Here is a 16,096-nt window from a genome sequence, read left to right as displayed (position 1 = left end):
TATTCAGCTGTGCATGTGCAAGGGACTTCATGAAGCAGAAGCGGACTCTCGGAACGCCAAGGTTGTTGGGCATTGTCTGGCCCTTTATTGCCGTCGTATTGTTCCAGGCATTATTAGGCTGTGTCAGTCTGTATGTGCTTTCAGCGGTGCGCGTCTATGTGGGCGGCGAAAGCCTGTGGTCCAAGGGCCAGAAAGACGCCATCTACTATCTGACGCTGTACGCCGATAATCGCGACGAAGCCACCTACCTCAAATACCAGCAAGCCATTGCCGTGCCCCAGGGCGGGCATGAACTGCGTGTCGCCCTGGACCGTCCTGCCCCCGACCTCAAGGCGGCGCGCGAGGGGATCATCAAGGGTGGCAACCACCCGGACGACGTCTCCAGCGTGATCTGGCTGTACCTCAACTTTCGCCATTTCAGCTACCTGGAAAAAGCCATCGAACTGTGGACCGTGGGCGATGGCTATCTGGTCCAGCTGGATGATTTGGCCCGGTCGATGCACCGGGCGATCACCGCGGGTCAGGTCCATGACGACGATGTGCGGCAATGGAAGGCGCATATCTTTGCCATCAACGACGGCGTGACGCCGGCGGCCAAGGCGTTCAGCGATGCCTTGGGTGAAGGCTCGCGCGTCGTCCTGCGGCTGTTGCTGATCACCAACCTGGCCACGGCCTTGTGCCTGATCGCCCTGGCGCTGCTGCGTACCCACAAGTTGTTGGCGCAGCGGCACGCGTTCGCCGATGCCCTGCAAGTGGAGAAGGAGCGGGCACAGATCACCCTGGAGTCGATCGGCGATGGGGTGATCACCACCGATGTCGATGGCGCCATTGCCTACATGAACCCGGCCGCCGAGGCCCTGACGCGCTGGACGTCGGCCCATGCCCAGGGCCTGCCCCTGGCGGCACTGTTCAACCTGCTGGATGAAAATGCTCAGCCCGATGGTTTTGCGCTGATCGAGCACATCACCAAGGGCCGCTTGAGCGGCGGCAGCGAACACTCCAAAACCATCCAGCGCCTGGACGGCAGCACCGTTTCGGTGACCCTGGTGGGCGCGCCGATCCGCAGCGCCGGCAAAGTCAGCGGCGCGGTGCTGGTGCTGCACGACATGACCCAGGAACGTCAGTACATCGCCAACCTGTCGTGGCAAGCGACCCATGACGCGTTGACCGGCCTGGCCAACCGTCGCGAGTTCGAGTTCCGCCTGGAACAGGTGCTGCAACAGGTCGCGCGTGAGCACAGCGGGCGGCATGCCTTGATGTTCCTCGACCTGGACCAGTTCAAGCTGGTCAACGACACCTGCGGCCATGCGGCAGGCGACGAGCTGTTGCGGCATATCTGCGCACTGCTGCAATCGGATCTGCGTGAAGGTGACACCCTGGCACGACTGGGGGGCGACGAGTTCGGTATCCTGTTGGAGAACTGCCCGGCGTCGGTGGCGGAAAAAATCGCCGAAAGCCTGCGCCACACGGTGCAGAACCTGCATTTCGTGTGGAAGGGCCGGCCGTTCATGACCACCGTCAGCATTGGCCTGGTGCATATCTCCCAGGTGCCGACCACCCTGGAAACGTCGCTGCGCGCCGCCGACATGGCCTGCTATATGGCCAAGGAAAAGGGCCGCAACCGCGTGCAGGTCTACCACGCGGACGACTCCGAGCTGTCCTTGCGCTTTGGCGAGATGGCCTGGGTGCAGCGCCTGCACATGGCCCTGGAAGAAAACCGTTTTTGCCTGTACTCCCAGGAAATCGCGCCCCTGGGGCACACCGACGCCGACAATGGGCACATTGAAATCCTCCTGCGCCTGCATGACGAGGCCGGCCGCATCATTCTGCCCGACAGTTTCATTCCGGCCGCTGAACGTTACGGGTTGATGAGTTCCCTGGATCGCTGGGTGGTGGACAACGTGTTCAACCTGATTGCCCGTTGCATGCATGAGCGTCCGGGCCGGCCCATGGCAATGTGTGCGATTAATCTGTCAGGCATAACGATTGGTGATGACGCTTTTCTCGGTTTTTTACGCGAGAAGTTCGCGGCTTACAGTGTTCCGCCAGAAATGATTTGTTTTGAAATAACTGAGACCTGCGCTATTGCCAATTTGGGCAGTGCGATTCGCTTTATTAATGAACTCAAAGCCTTAGGTTGCCATTTCTCACTGGATGACTTCTGCGCCGGAATGTCCTCATTCGCTTATCTGAAACATTTACCTGTAGACTTCCTGAAGATCGATGGAAGTTTCGTAAAGGATATGCTGGACGACCCGATTAACCGCGCCATGGTCGAAGTGATCAACCACATCGGCCACGTCATGGGTAAGCGCACAATTGCTGAGTTTGTTGAAACGCCGCACATCGAACAGGCATTGCTTGAGATTGGTGTGGATTACGCTCAGGGCTATGTGATTGAACGCCCGCAATTGTTTACCTTTGATAGTTTGCAGTGTCGACCTGTGCGGCCGCAGCCTCTGTTATTCAAGGCGCCCGGCACATTCCGCTGAAACATTTGCTGGTCTGTACAATCACACTTAAAAAGGAGCCTTACAGTGATCGACACCTTCAACCGAACCGGCCCGCTTATGGAAGCCTCGAGTTACCCCACCTGGGCTCAGCAATTGATCCAGGACTGTAGCGAGAGCAAGCGCCGAGTTGTCGAACACGAACTGTATCAGCGCATGCGTGATAACACGCTGAGCGCCAAGACCATGCGCCAATACCTGATCGGTGGCTGGCCGGTGGTCGAACAGTTTGCCTTGTATATGGCACAGAACCTCACCAAGACCAAGTTTGCCCGTCATCCTGGCGAGGATATGGCGCGGCGTTGGCTGATGCGCAATATTCGGGTGGAATTGAACCACGCCGATTACTGGCTGCATTGGGCCCGCGCCCACGGCGTCAGCCTCGAAGACCTGCAAGCACAGAACGTACCCCCGGAATTGCATGCACTGAGCCATTGGTGCTGGCACACCAGTTCGGCCGATTCGTTGATCGTTGCGATCGCCGCCACCAACTACGCCATCGAGGGCGCGACGGGGGAGTGGTCCGCGTTGGTGTGCTCCACCGGCGTTTATGCGGCAGCCTTCCCCGAGGAAGACCGCAAGCGCGCGATGAAGTGGCTGAAGATGCATGCTCAGTACGACGATGCCCACCCTTGGGAAGCGCTGGAAATCGTCTGCACCCTGGCCGGTACGAACCCCAGCCGACAACTGCAGGCAGAGCTGCGCCAGGCCGTGTGCAAGAGCTACAACTACATGTACCTGTTCCTGGAAAACTGCATGCGCCTGGAGAAAGACAAACCGGCGGCAGCACCTGTTCGCGAGCGCCTGGTGCGCGTCGCCAGCGAAGCGTGATGTGAAACGCGTGGCGGGGGTTTACCCCGCCATTGCCAAGCGGTTGCGACCTTCGCGCTTGGCCACATACAAGGCGCTGTCGGCCCGACGCAACAGGCTTTCGGCAGACTCGGCAGGCAACAACGTCGAGCAGCCCAGGCTCACCGTCAGATCGATGCGTATGTCATCCGCCCAATATTCCTGGGCCTGTGTCGCCTGGCGCAGGCGCTCGCCGACGACCGCCGCCGCATCCCGGCCGGTGTTGGAGAGCAGGATCAGGAATTCTTCCCCGCCAAAGCGGAACACCATGTCCACATTGCGCAACTGGCCCTTGATCGACGCAGCCACGGCGCGCAGTACCTTGTCGCCGGCCGCGTGGCCGTGAGTGTCGTTGATGCGTTTGAAGTGATCGATGTCGAGCATCAGCAGGGACAACGGGGTCGAGTGTCGCCGCGCCATGTCGATTTCCCGCTGCAGGGTCTGGTCCATGGCGATGCGGTTGCCGGTTTCGGTCAACGGGTCACGCAGGGCGCTGCGGGTCGCGGCGCGATAGAGCAGGGCGTTACGCATCGGGTAGAGCAGGGTGGCCAGCAGTGATTCGAGTTGACTCAGTTCTTCTTCCATCAAACGTTGGTTGCGACGGAATACCAGCTCGCCCAGATGTTCGCCTTCATGGCTCAAGGCGTAGCTCACCGAATGATGGCCGCGATGGCCGAATTCCAGGCGCAGGTCACTGGCCTGATGGCTGTAGTGCAGAGCGTCCAGGGGCACCAGGCGCTGGATCTCGCGAAAGAACAGACCGAGGATGCATTGGGGTTCCAGGCTGGTCTGCAGTTGCAGGCCCAGTTGTTGGCGCAGTTGAGCAACCGTGGTGGGGCGGTGCGAGAGAGGGGATGACTGACTAAAGCCCAGGCGTTGCAATTTGGCACTGTCGAAGTCAATTGCGTGGAGCTGGGGCGGGTTTTTCATAAGCAGTCGGCCTCTAAGCACTTAGCTGTCTTACAGGCTCGATGAGAGTGGCGAGTGCCAAGCGTCTTACTGTTCCTTCAGTTCCGTAAAACATTGGAAACAGTTTAAACCGCTTTGCCAGGGGTTATAACCCTTGGGCACTGCCACACGTCTTGTCATCGCTTAACCTGCTTGAAAGGGCTAGAGCGAGATTCATGCCACTTTGTTTTATTTTTAATAAAATCCTTATAAATCAAAGGCTGTTTATGGGGTAAAAAACAGCCATGGCGAAAGGATGTCAGTTATTTGGCAGGTGACGGCGGTTTTACCCGCCGTACTGAACCAGCGTGGTGGCGTCGATCTGCTCGATCGACGTCACGCCGGTCAGCGTCATGGCCACACGCATTTCCTTGGCGAAGATATCCAACAGGTTTTCCACCCCGTGCTGGCCATCGGCGGCCAACGCATAGGCGGTCGAACGTCCCAACAGGCATGCCTTGGCGCCCAGGGCGAGCATGCGTACCACGTCGAGCCCGGAGCGGATGCCGGAGTCCACCAGCACCGTCAGGTCATCGCCGACTGCCTGGGCAATGGGCGGCAGTGCCTTGGCGGTGGAGAGCACGCCGTCCAACTGGCGGCCGCCATGGTTGGAGACCACGATGCCATCGGCGCCGAAGCTCACTGCGTCCTTGGCGTCCTGCGGGTCGAGGATGCCCTTGATGATCATCGGGCCTTTCCAGAACTCGCGTATCCACTCCAAGTCTTTCCAACTGATCGACGGGTCGAAGTTGTTGGCCAGCCAACCGACGTAATCTTCGAGGGTGGTGGGCTTGCCCAGGTACTTGGAGATATTGCCCAGGTCGTGCGGGCGGCCCAGCACGCCGACATCCCAGGCCCATTGTGGCTTGGTGACGGCCTGCAGCATCCGGCGCGCCGAGGCATACGGCCCGGACATGCCCGAGTGTGCATCACGGTAACGCGCGCCCGGCGTCGGCATATCGACGGTGAACACCAGCGTCGTCACCCCGGCGGCCTGCGCCCGTTCCAGCGCGTTACGCATAAAGCCGCGGTCCTTGAGCACATAGAGCTGGAACCAGATCGACTGCGCGCTTTGCGACGCCACTTCCTCGATCGAACACACCGACACCGTCGACAGACAGAAGGGAATCCCCTTGTTGGCCGCCGCCTTGGCCGCCTGCACCTCGCCGCGCCGTGCGTACATACCGGTCAAGCCAACGGGGCTGAGGATGATCGGCATGGCATGTTCCTGACCGAACAGCGTGGTCTTCAAGCTCAGGCTATCCACGTTGCGCAGAATGCGTTGGCGCAGGCTGATCTCGGCCAGGTCCGAACTGTTGGCACGCATCGTGTGTTCGGCGTAGGCGCCACCGTCGATGTAGTCGAACAGGAAGCGCGGCAGCTTGCGCTTGGCGGCGGCACGGTAATCGGATGCCGACGAAATGATCATGAGCAGTGACTCCACAGGGCAAAGGGGGGTTACGGTAAGCAAACTTCTGGCATGATAAAAACAACTTTTATCGTTAGTGCCCAGTCGAAAAAGGAATACCGATGAACCTGAGAACACTGCGTGTCTTCGTTGAGGTGGTGCGCCAGGGCGGGTTTTCCCAGGCGGCGCAGGTGGTGTCGCTGACCCAGTCGACGGTGAGCAAGGCCGTCAAGACCCTGGAAGAAGAACTGGGCGCGCCGCTGCTTAATCGTCTTGGACACAAGAACGAACTTACCGCCGCAGGCGAAATTGCCTACCGTCGCGCCCTGGTGCTGCTCGCCGAACGCAGCGATCTGGTCGCCGAGATCAACGACCTGCGCGACCTCAAGCGCGGCGTGCTGCGCATCGGCCTGCCGCCGGTGGGATGCGGCGTGTTGTTCGCGTCTATGTTCGCCACCTACCGCAACCGCTACCCGGACATCGATATCGAACTCACCGAGCACGGCAGCAAAAAACTGCATGAATGCCTGGAAGCCGGGGAGGTCGACCTGGCGGCCCTGTTGCTGCCGGTAGACGATGGCTTCGACTACCAGCCCGTGCGCAATGAGCCGCTGATGGCCGTGCTGCCCATGAGCCATGCGCTCGCGCGGCGCAAGCGCATCGACTTCACCGACCTCGCGGATTCACCGTTCATTCTGTTCGAAGCCGGTTTTGCCCTGAACGCATTAATCCTCGCCGCCTGCGAACGCAAGGGCGTGACGCCCCGCGTCACCGCCCGTAGTGGGCAGATCGACTTCATCGTCGACCTGGTGGCGGCAGGGCTGGGCGTCGCCTTCCTGCCACGCATGCTCGCGCACAAGCACCAGCACGCCGGCATCGCCCTGATCCCCTTGGACGAACCCCACACCGACTGGCACATCGCCCTGGCCTGGCGCGCCAGCGCCCACCTGCCACCCGCAGCGCGCGCCTGGCTGGACCTGGCCAAGGAAATGGCCCACGCAGGGTAAAAGCCGAACGGGTTATCCGATTGCGTTCGGCAATGCCAGGTAGTGCTTGACTTGTCCTTTTTAATCAGTAACATACGGTGAATTCCGCGATAGCTCAGTTGGTAGAGCAAATGACTGTTAATCATTGGGTCCCTGGTTCGAGTCCAGGTCGTGGAGCCAGACAAGGTTTCAGAGAAAGCTTTCAAAATCTCTGAACACCCCGAAAAACCCGCCTTCTGGCGGGTTTTTTCGTTTTGGCGTTCTGTCGGACCCCGGTGGGTGCCAGCCATTTCAAGGGTAGAACCCTTATCGCGCTTGCCTGAATTGCGGGAACGGATCGACACCTATAAAGGCCGCGCGCTTACCCGGCTGACGGTCTTGCTGTCGCTGCACGTGTTTGTACGCTCCAGCGAGCTGCGCTTCTGATTTCCATCGGTGGATAATTTCATCCGCAGCCGCAGAGCGCCCAACAATTCGAGCCTTGAGCCGAATTCTCCCCAGGCGTAGAAAAGGTCGGGCAGAGCGCTGTCGTTGACAGCAACCCCGGTAGCCAGAACCTTTAAGGCTACGCCACACCGTGGTGGTTCTCCCAAAGTTTGATTAGCGTCCGGCGGCTCGCACGGTCACAGCGATGCAGATGATGGTGCCGCAGCCCAGGCCCGCAGGTATCAAGCAACATGAGTGTTCGCTGCAAGCTCATGCGCGGGCTCAGGCTTGATCTTGAACCAGAGGGTGTACATCGCTGGCAGGAACACCAAGGTCAGTACTGTGCCGGCAAACGTACCGCCAATCAGGGTGTACGCCAGCGTTCCCCAGAACACCGAATGGGTCAGCGGAATGAACGCCAGCATCGCCGCCAACGCCGTGAGAATCACTGGCCGTGCACGCTGCACAGTGGCTTCGACCACTGCGTCATAAGGCGACAGACCGGCTTGCTTATTAGAGTGGATCTGGCCAATGAGGATCAGCGTGTTGCGCATCAGAATCCCTGACAAGGCAATCAATCCCACCAAGGCGTTGATCCCGAACGGCTGCTGGAACAACAGCAGAATTGGCACCACACCAATCAGGCCCAAAGGCGCGGTGGCGAACACCATCATCATTGCCGACATCGAGCGCACCTGAATGATGATGGTCAGCAACATCAGCGCAATCATGATCGGGAACAACGGCAGCAATGCCTTGTTCGCTTTACCCGACTCTTCGATCGAGCCGGCAAACTCAATGCGGTAGCCCGCCGGCAGTTTTTCGATGATGGGCTGCAGCTGCGTTATCAAGGCGTTGGAGACATCGGGAGGCTGAAGACCTTCAGCCACGTCACCGCGCACGGTGATGGTCGGCGTCCGATCGCGCCGCCGCAGGATGGGCTCCTCCATGTGCACATCTACCGCTCCTACCTGGGACAGCGACACGCGCTGGCCTTGGGCGCCGGTCAGCGTGAAGGCGGCAATTTTCGATGGATCAAGACGCGTCTCACCAGCGGAGCGAGCGACCACCTGAACCGAACGAATGTCCTCACGCACCTCGGTGACAGGCACCCCCGTGAGCAGAAATTGCAGCTGTTGCGCGACATCGGTCGAGGTCAAGCCGAATGCTTGCAGGCGATCCTGATCCAGCGTGAGATGAAGTGCCGGCACGCGCTCGCCCAAGTCGGTGTTGACGGTCCTCATCATGGGGCTGGCGGTCATGACCTCACGCACCTGCGCGGCGATATCCCGCAACACTGCGGGGTCGGCGCCCATCACCCGAAAGGCCACCGGATACGGTGAGTAAGGACCGAATACCAACTGCGTCACCCGCACGCGGGCTTCGGGCGCCAAACCATCGGTCGTGGCTTGCCTGAGCCGAATCTTGAGCGCCTCACGCTCTTGCTGATTCGCCGTCAGGACGACGATTTTTGCGAAGGATGGATCGGGTAGCTCAGGGGCCATCGCCAAATAGAAGCGCGGCGCGCCCTGGCCAATGTAAGCGGTGACGATCTTGGCTTCCGGCTGCTGAGTCAACCACGCCTCGACCTTGGCCGCCGCCATATCAGTCTGTTCGATAGAGGTGCCGTAAGGCATCTGCACCTCAACCAGCACCTCAGGTCGGTCGGATGTTGGAAAGAACTGCTTCTTGACCACGCCCATGCCCATAATCGCAACAACAAACAAGCCCACGACGGATGTCGCCACCAGGCCATTGCGGCGGATCACACTGCCCAGCAGGCGCCTGAAACGCTGGTAGTTCGGTGTACCGTAAATCGCCGTATGCCCACCTTCAGGCACCTTGATCTGCGGCAGCAGTTTGACGCCCAGGTAAGGGGTAAACACCACGGCCACCACCCAGGAAGTGATCAGCGCAATGCCAACGATCCAGAACATGTTCGCGGTGTACTCACCAGCGGTCGACTTGGCAAAACCGTTGGGCATAAAGCCGATCGCCGTCACCAACGTCCCCGACAACATCGGCGCGGCCGTGTGGCTCCAGGCATAAGCGGAGGCCTTGATTCGGTCGTAGCCTTCCTCCATCTTCACCACCATCATTTCAATGGCAATGATGGCATCGTCCACCAGCAGTCCCAGCGCCAGAATCAACGAGCCCAGGGTAATTCGATCGAAGTCTTTGCCCGTGGCCGCCATGACAATGAACACGGCCGCCAGGGTCAGCGGCACCGCTGCGGCAACCACAACGCCGACACGCCAGCCCATGCTGAGAAAACACACCAGCAGCACCACGCCCAAGGCAGCAAAAAACTTCACCATGAACTCGTTGACGGATGCGTCAATATTCACCGCCTGATCCGTGACCTTGGTCAGGCTCATGCCCAAAGGCATCTGCTCATTGATCGCTGTTGCCTCAGCGTCCAGCGACTTCCCCAAATCCAGACCGTTCCAGCCATCGCGCATGACCACGCCGAGCAACAGTGCTGGCTCGCCGTTGTTGCGTACCAGGAATGTCGCGGGGTCCTCATAACCGCGCTTGACCTCAGCCACGTCGGACAACTTGAGGGTTCTGCCCTGCACTGTCAGCGGGGTATTGCGAATCTTCTGCAGGTCATCAAACGCGCCATCCAGGCGGATGAAAACCTGGGGCCCCTTCGCTTCTACCGAACCGGCCGGCGTTATCATGTTTTGCGTGTTCAACGCACTGAAGATGTCTCGTGCAGAAATGCCCAGCGTCGCCAGGCGCTCGTAGGACAGCTCGACAAAAACGCGCTCGGCCTGTTCACCGATGATGTTGACCTTCTTCACACCCGCTACATGCAGCAAACGCTGGCGCAAGCTCTCGGCTTCGCGCACCAACAGACGTTGCGGCTCGCCCTTGGCCTTGAGCGCATAGAGCGCGAAGGTGACATCGGAATACTCATCATTGACCATCGGGCCGATCACCCCAGACGGCAACCCCTTCTGCTCATCCAGGACTTTCTTGCGCGCCTGGTAAAACTCCTCCTGGACGGCTGAGGGTGGCGTGCTATCGAGCAGATAAACCGTGGTGAATGCCAAGCCGGGCCGGGTAAAGGTCTCGGTCCTATCGTACCAACGCAGTTCCTGCATGCGTTTTTCCAGCTTTTCTACCACCTGGTCCTGCATCTCCTGGGCCGTCGCTCCAGGCCAGGCTGTGACCACCGTCATTTGTTTAATGGTGAATGCCGGGTCTTCCGCACGCCCCAGTTTGAAGAAGGCGTACAACCCACCCACAGAAATCAGCAGGATCAAAAACAGGGTGATTGAGCGCTCGCGTACTGCCAGCGCCGAAAGATTGAAGCCGCTCATCGACTCACCTCAACCACCGTTTTTTGCGTGGCACCGGCAAGTTCAGTCCTGACTTTCTCTCCCTCATTCAATAGGTGTGCACCCAATGCGACGACACGATCACCCACCTGGAGATCACCCGTCACGCGCACACTGGCCTCGTTATTCAAGCTGCGAACCTTGATCGGGCGCCACACCACATGCTCCGGTTCTCCCTCAACCACCCAGACACCCGGGCCTTTACCCGCGTCGTAGAGGGCCCCTATGGGCACCTGTAATTCCTTGGCATCAGCAACATCCGTGTCAGCGATAGACACTGAGATAGTCGAACCCAGGGTGGCGTTGGAGAGCGCCCCCTCCAGCACATAACGCGCTTCATACGTTCGGGTCTGTTGGTCCGCAGAGTCGGACAGCTGACGTAAACGGGCGCTGCCTGCACGCTGGTTCTGCCCGTAGAGCTCAACCGTCGCCGCCGAGCCCAGCGCAGGACGTAGCGTCTCGGGTAACTGGATCACGGCCTCGCGCTGCCCTGAATGGGCAACGCGTACCACCCTCTGTCCTGCGCCAACTACCTGTCCCGGCTCCGCCAAGGTATCCACTACCACCCCGTCAGCATCCGCCACCAACGTCGAATAACCGGTCGCGTTTTTCGCCACATCAGCCTGAGCCTGGGCAGCGTTTAGCTGAGCTTTCGCCGAGTCGGCAGCCGCTTTGATCCCTGCGTAAGCTGAGGCAGATACCGCACCGACGGACACCAAATCACGGTAGCGAAGCTCATCATCGGAGGTCTGCCGGGCTCGGGCCATAGCGGCCAGCACCGCTTCCTGCTGCGCCCTCGCGGTCAGCGTCAGGTCGTTGGCATCGATACGCATGAGTGGCTGCCCACGTTTGACACTCTGCCCAGAGTCCACCAAGCGCTCCAAGACTTTCCCTGGCACCCGAAAACCGAGATCGCTCTGAACTCGAGCCGCGACGATACCGGTGAATACCCGTGCTGCAGGCGCGGAGGGTTGAACCACGCCGATGCGTACCAAGGGCACTTGAAGGCGAGGATCGGCGGGCGTGGCCTCGTTGCAGGCCGCTAGGGCAAACGGCAACAAGACAATGAAAATGAGTGACATGCGGTGGCGCTGGATCATAAAGACCTCTCGGTAGCGGATGCACCATGCTTATTCAAGTGACCATTTCTGTCAATAGTCACTGCCGAGATGAATGAACGTCGCCCACTTGATCGGAGCAAAGCAAAGAGGCTCGATAGCTAGTTTTTTCAGGCGCACACGCTGATACGGATGCGCAGCGCATCCGTCAGCAGAGGTTTAAGGCATCAGGCTGCGCAGAACCAGATTGGAGATGAGAGAAGGGGCTTCTTCAACAAAATCGAGGTTGTACTGCAGTAGCAGAGGATTGATGAAGGGCCGCAGAGCGAGATGAATCGCCTCTACCGTCTCGTCCAGCGGAGTCTTGCGTTCAAACTCGCCGAGCTCTCGCCCCTCACGCACGATTTGCAACACGAAGCTCTTGATCCGAGCGTCATAGACTTGTGAACTGGGCCATCGCTCCGACGCGGAGAACGCTGCGATATCGTAGAGTTTACGGTCGTTAAAGAACAGGCTCACACCTGTAGCGATTAAGGTTTTGACCAGGCGCCGAAAACGTTCGGTCGGCGAGATGCCGTCTACATTGATGGCTTGCTCCACTGCCGTAACGATTTCAGTCAGGCAATTTGTACAGATTGCTTCACCAATCGCCTGCTTGGATTCAAAAAATTTGTAGATGTAAGCCTTGGAAAAGCCGATGGCCTTGGCTAGGTCAGAAACCGTTGTTTTGCCATAACCGTATTGACTGAAATGTTCGTTGGCCGCCGCAACAATCTGGTCTCGAATGTCGTGATCGGCTGGGCCACGGGCGCTGGGCGAAGAAACTGATGGCTGATTCATGCGAGCAGCTTACTCATCCCAACGGTGGTTGACAACTTGTGACCAAATTGTAATATCGTCACAAATCGACCTTTTCGCAGGTACCCCATGCATCCTCCTCTTCGTTTCGCCGTCTTACTGTGTTTGGGTATGGTTGCAGGTTGCGCAGTGGGCCCCGACTACTCAAAACCCAGTGTGGAATTGCCCGAGCATTTCTCGGCGCAAACGTCCAAGGCACGACAAGTGGACGCCGCAAATGCCGATCTCGCTGCTTGGTGGAATGCATTTAATGACCCGATACTCAGTCAACTGATAAATCGAGCACTTGAACAGAACCTCGATTTAGCCCAGGCAAGCGCAAGGATCGAGCAGGCTCGCGCCGGTTTGGGCGCAGCTAACGCAGCCCTCCTGCCGTCGGCTACCGTCAACGGTCAAGCGGCCCGAGCCCGTCAGTCATTGGAGACGCCGTTGGGCCAAGTGCTGAATTCAGCCCCTTCCTATAATCGCTACGGCAGTGCCTATGAGGCGAACTTGAATGCCGCCTGGGAGCTGGATGTGTTTGGCGGGCTGCGCCGAGGTAAAGAAGCGGCCTTCGCCGATTATCAGGCCTCGCAAGCCGGAGCGATTGCCACACGCCTGGCAGTGGTCGCGCAAACAGCCGACCTTTACATCAGCATCCGTGGCCTGCAAGCACGCCTGGAAATTGCCCGGCGGCAAGTCGACACACGACAACAACTGCTCACCACCATCGAACATCTTTACGCAAAAGGCCTGGCGGCTGAACTGCAGTTGAACCAGGCCCAAGGCGCGCTGAGCCAAGCGCAGGCCACCGTGCCGGTACTGCAAGCAGGCATTGACACGGCAATGAATGCGCTGGATGTCATGTTGGGCAAGGCGCCCGGCACTTACAGCGCGCAGTTGACTAAGCTGGCGCCCATCCCTGAGGTGCCAGGCCTCTCGGACATGGGCGCTCCTGCCGACCTGCTGCGTCGGCGTCCAGACTTGATCGTCGCGGAGCGCCGTCTTGCGGCATCCAGCGCGCGTATCGGCGAAGCCATGTCCGAGTACTACCCCAAACTGTCTGTGGCAGCGCTGCTCGGCAGTGCTACATCGGTATCCAGCGCGAACCTGTTCAGCAACGGCGCCAGTCAGGCTTCGGCGGCACTGGGATTACGCTGGCGGCTGTTCGATTTTGGCCGCATCAACGCCCAGATTGATTTGGCAAAGGGCCAGGAAGCCGAAGCCTTGGCCGCTTACCGCCAGTCCGTTCTGCGGGCCTGCGAAGATGTGGAAAGCGCTGTTTCGGCACGGATCAACCGCGAGCAACAATCGACCCAGCTCGCCCAGGGCGAGTCGGCGTATGCGAAAGCCAGAGCGACATCGTTTGCCGCCTATGAAAAAGGCGTGGTCAGCTTGATCGAAGTGCTGGATGCCGATGAACATCTCCTAGCTGCATCTGATGGCAGAGCCCAGGCACAAACTGAATCGGCTCGCGCTGCAGTGGCCACGTTCAAAGCATTGGGCGGCGGTTGGCAGCGAGATGACTCAGATGCTCGCGTTGTCTCAAAAAGAGCGGAAACTCGAATGTTTTTTCCTGATCCAGGGATATCGAAAGAACTCCAATAAAATACGGGCTGGATCAGGATGATCGTAGGGATGTATAGACTAAAAAACAGAATAATTTCATTGTAGAACAAATGTTTATTTTTCTGTTCGAGTCCAGGTCGTGGAGCCAGATAGAGAAAAGCCTGCAGCGATGCAGGCTTTTTTGCCTTGGATTTCGCCAGGGCGATCAAAGCGCACAGCGTGAACAGCATGAATGCGTCTCTGATCCTTCGATTCAGAGGTAAGCCCCATGAAAGTCACTGCAGTCGTTTCACCTGGCCACGGCCTAGGTAAAGCTGCATTCACGGGCGACTACCGGAAAGTGAGCAGGGTATTGGCGGTGTCGCGCGGTATCCATAAGACTCCTTCATGGGTAGTGGCGCGTTATAGCAACGCTTGGAACGCTTGGCCCGGCATAAATCCCTGCCCTGGTGCCAGCCACCGGCATGCCCGGGCTACAGGTTGCGGGCGATGTTCAGCGCGGCGTAACTCTGGGCTACCGGCATGATTTCCACCGAGTTGATGTTCACGTGCGGCGGCTGGCCTGCGATCCACACTACTGTGTTGGCCAGATCCTCAGGGCGGATTGCCTCCACGTCGCGGTACAGCGCGTTCACCGCGTCCTGGTCACCGGCCAGGCGTACCAGTGAAAATTCCGTGCCCGAGCACAGCCCCGGCTCGATGTTGCTGACCCGTACCCTGGTGCCTGCGAGGTCTGCGCGCAGGTTCAGGCTGAACTGTTTAACGAAGGCCTTGCTGGCGCCATATACGTTGCCGCCCGGGTAGGGATACGTGCCGGCAATGGAGCCGATGTTGATGATCAGCCCGTTGTTAGCTTCCACCATGGCCGGCAGCAGCTTGTGGGTGACCATGGCCAGGCCGGTGACGTTCGTGGCGATCATGCGTTCCCAGTTCTTGGCATCGGCGCTCTGGGCGCGGTCGATACCCAGTGCCAGGCCGGCGTTGTTCACCAGCAGGTCGATGTGCAGCGACGAGTCGCGAATCGATTCGCAAGCCGCGTCCAGCGAGGCGGCGTCTGTCACGTCCAGGGGCAGGGCAATGAAGTGCTCGCCCAGTTCGCGCTTCAGTTCCGCCAATTTATCTGCGCGGCGGGCGCCGCCGATCACGCGGTAATTGTCAGCGATCAATGCGCGGCAGATGGCCTTGCCGAAGCCAGCCGAAGCGCCGGTCACAAATGCAGTTTTCATCAGGTTCTCCTTGAGGGTTGAATCAAGCCAGGTACTTCACGCCAAGGCTGGCGAACAGGCAAAGCATCGAAAGCACCAGCACCTTGCGCACAACATCGTTGCCTTTACGGATGGCCAGGGCGCTGCCTATGTGGTTGCCCAGGATGTTGCAGGCCACTAGTGGCAGGGCCAGCAGGTACACCACCTTACCGGCCACAATGAAGGCGACCAGCGCGCCAATGTTGGAGGCGAAGTTGAAGCTTTTCGAGTTGGCCGAGCTGGACACCAGGTCCATCTTCAGCAGGTAGTGGAAGGCGATGATGAACATGCTGCCAGTGCCCGGCCCGAAAAAGCCGTCGTAGAAACCGATGACCAAGCAGGTCAGGGGCACTACGGTGAAGAGCATGCGGTTGCTGAGTGTGTGCTCTTGTACCGGCCGGTCCTTGGGCGTGAGAAAGATCAAGATGCCAAGAGGGATAAGCGCCAGGATGATCTTGCCCACGGTTTCCGGGGAAATCGACACGATCAGGTGGGCGCCCATGTAAGCGCCCAGCAGCGCGAACGGCACGCCCACCAGCGCCACTTTCCACACCATCTTGCTGTTGGCGAAGAAGTTGCGGATGGCGGCCAGAGTGCCTAGGGTGCTGACCAGCTTTTCCTGGCCCAGCGCTACCTGCGGCGGCAGCCCCACCAGCAGGAAACCAGGCACTAGGAACAGCCCGCCCCCTCCGGCAATGCTGTCTACGAAGCCGGCGACAAAAGCGATTGTGCCCAGCAGCATGATGGCCAGTATCCAGTGCTGGGCCCAGAACGATCCGAGTAATTCCATGGTGGTACCTGTTTAGTCAATGTGGCGATCAGGAAAGGACTTCGTAAAGGTGGTCGGCGCGGCTGTGGCAGCGTCGACTGCGGTCTTGAGGTTTGCGCTTTCCATTTCAGGTGAAGTTCCATAT

Annotated in this window: 11 protein-coding genes and 1 tRNA gene; 5 read left to right on the top strand and 7 right to left on the bottom strand. The window is 59.1% G+C overall.

The features are described from left to right. Positions 1-29: 29 nt before the first annotated feature. Both LQ249_RS21900 and LQ249_RS21895 read left to right on the top strand, forming a co-directional pair. Positions 30-2,492 (top strand): EAL domain-containing protein, encoded by a 2,463-nt coding sequence (locus LQ249_RS21900; RefSeq protein ID WP_046382589.1) that lies wholly within the window; start codon positions 30-32, stop codon positions 2,490-2,492. A gap of 78 nt (positions 2,493-2,570) precedes the next feature. Then, positions 2,571-3,341, top strand: a complete 771-nt coding sequence (locus tag LQ249_RS21895; RefSeq protein ID WP_186352193.1) for a TenA family transcriptional regulator — start codon at positions 2,571-2,573, stop codon at positions 3,339-3,341. Positions 3,342-3,362: 21 nt separating this feature from the next. Here LQ249_RS21895 and LQ249_RS21890 read toward each other — a convergent pair whose 3' ends face one another. After that, on the bottom strand, positions 3,363-4,289 hold the full coding sequence (locus LQ249_RS21890; RefSeq protein WP_046382591.1) for a GGDEF domain-containing protein: 927 nt from the start codon (positions 4,287-4,289) through the stop codon (positions 3,363-3,365). A 304-nt stretch (positions 4,290-4,593) separates the two neighbouring features. Beyond that, positions 4,594-5,736 (bottom strand): FMN-dependent L-lactate dehydrogenase LldD, encoded by a 1,143-nt coding sequence (gene lldD / locus LQ249_RS21885; protein WP_046382592.1) that lies wholly within the window; start codon positions 5,734-5,736, stop codon positions 4,594-4,596. 101 nt (positions 5,737-5,837) lie between these two features. Between lldD and LQ249_RS21880 the strand changes: the two genes are divergently transcribed. After that, positions 5,838-6,722: a LysR family transcriptional regulator gene (locus LQ249_RS21880; RefSeq protein WP_046382593.1), complete on the top strand. Its 885-nt coding sequence runs from the start codon at positions 5,838-5,840 to the stop codon at positions 6,720-6,722. 83 nt (positions 6,723-6,805) lie between these two features. After that, positions 6,806-6,881, top strand: a tRNA-Asn gene (locus tag LQ249_RS21875). A gap of 488 nt (positions 6,882-7,369) precedes the next feature. Here LQ249_RS21875 and LQ249_RS21865 read toward each other — a convergent pair. The 3 genes from LQ249_RS21865 to LQ249_RS21855 form a co-directional block, all read right to left on the bottom strand. After that, a complete protein-coding gene (locus LQ249_RS21865) occupies positions 7,370-10,456 on the bottom strand; it encodes an efflux RND transporter permease subunit (RefSeq protein WP_169881253.1) in 3,087 nt (1,028 codons plus the stop codon). After that, positions 10,453-11,574: an efflux RND transporter periplasmic adaptor subunit gene (locus LQ249_RS21860; RefSeq protein WP_169881252.1), complete on the bottom strand. Its 1,122-nt coding sequence runs from the start codon at positions 11,572-11,574 to the stop codon at positions 10,453-10,455. Before LQ249_RS21860 ends, LQ249_RS21865 begins: the two co-directional genes overlap by 4 nt. A 177-nt stretch (positions 11,575-11,751) precedes the next feature. Next, entirely contained in the window at positions 11,752-12,372 is a 621-nt protein-coding gene (locus LQ249_RS21855; RefSeq protein WP_046382597.1) for a TetR/AcrR family transcriptional regulator, read from the bottom strand. Positions 12,373-12,459: 87 nt separating this feature from the next. On the opposite strand from LQ249_RS21855, the gene LQ249_RS21850 reads away from it, so the two are divergent. Then, positions 12,460-13,977 carry an efflux transporter outer membrane subunit gene (locus tag LQ249_RS21850; protein ID WP_232565902.1) on the top strand — a complete coding sequence of 506 codons (1,518 nt, stop codon included), beginning with the start codon at positions 12,460-12,462 and terminating at the stop codon, positions 13,975-13,977. Positions 13,978-14,411: 434 nt separating this feature from the next. On the opposite strand, the gene LQ249_RS21845 is transcribed toward LQ249_RS21850, so the two are convergent. Together LQ249_RS21845 and LQ249_RS21840 are read right to left on the bottom strand one after the other, a co-directional pair. Continuing rightward, positions 14,412-15,164 (bottom strand): SDR family NAD(P)-dependent oxidoreductase, encoded by a 753-nt coding sequence (locus tag LQ249_RS21845; RefSeq protein ID WP_017845883.1) that lies wholly within the window; start codon positions 15,162-15,164, stop codon positions 14,412-14,414. A 22-nt stretch (positions 15,165-15,186) separates the two neighbouring features. After that, the gene (locus LQ249_RS21840; RefSeq protein WP_017845884.1) at positions 15,187-15,972 is read right to left on the bottom strand and encodes a sulfite exporter TauE/SafE family protein; all 786 of its coding nucleotides are present in this window, start codon (positions 15,970-15,972) and stop codon (positions 15,187-15,189) included. Positions 15,973-16,096 lie beyond the last annotated feature (124 nt).

Origin of the sequence: Pseudomonas sp. 7-41 (genome assembly GCF_021233075.1) — a bacterium.
Lineage (GTDB): Bacteria > Pseudomonadota > Gammaproteobacteria > Pseudomonadales > Pseudomonadaceae > Aquipseudomonas > Aquipseudomonas veronii.
The sequence above is the reverse complement of the archived record's forward strand: the minus strand, read 5'-3'. Positions and strand labels throughout refer to the sequence as shown.

Bases quoted from the DNA above. Each gene is read 5' to 3' on its own strand.
- LQ249_RS21900 (WP_046382589.1), top strand. From the start codon at position 30: ATGAAGCAGAAGCGGACTCTCGGAACGCCAAGGTTGTTGGGCATTGTC.
- LQ249_RS21895 (WP_186352193.1), top strand. From the start codon at position 2,571: ATGGAAGCCTCGAGTTACCCCACCTGGGCTCAGCAATTGATCCAGGAC.
- LQ249_RS21890 (WP_046382591.1), bottom strand. From the start codon at position 4,289: ATGAAAAACCCGCCCCAGCTCCACGCAATTGACTTCGACAGTGCCAAA.
- lldD (WP_046382592.1), bottom strand. From the start codon at position 5,736: ATGATCATTTCGTCGGCATCCGATTACCGTGCCGCCGCCAAGCGCAAG.
- LQ249_RS21880 (WP_046382593.1), top strand. From the start codon at position 5,838: ATGAACCTGAGAACACTGCGTGTCTTCGTTGAGGTGGTGCGCCAGGGC.
- LQ249_RS21865 (WP_169881253.1), bottom strand. From the start codon at position 10,456: ATGAGCGGCTTCAATCTTTCGGCGCTGGCAGTACGCGAGCGCTCAATC.
- LQ249_RS21860 (WP_169881252.1), bottom strand. From the start codon at position 11,574: ATGATCCAGCGCCACCGCATGTCACTCATTTTCATTGTCTTGTTGCCG.
- LQ249_RS21855 (WP_046382597.1), bottom strand. From the start codon at position 12,372: ATGAATCAGCCATCAGTTTCTTCGCCCAGCGCCCGTGGCCCAGCCGAT.
- LQ249_RS21850 (WP_232565902.1), top strand. From the start codon at position 12,460: ATGCATCCTCCTCTTCGTTTCGCCGTCTTACTGTGTTTGGGTATGGTT.
- LQ249_RS21845 (WP_017845883.1), bottom strand. From the start codon at position 15,164: ATGAAAACTGCATTTGTGACCGGCGCTTCGGCTGGCTTCGGCAAGGCC.
- LQ249_RS21840 (WP_017845884.1), bottom strand. From the start codon at position 15,972: ATGGAATTACTCGGATCGTTCTGGGCCCAGCACTGGATACTGGCCATC.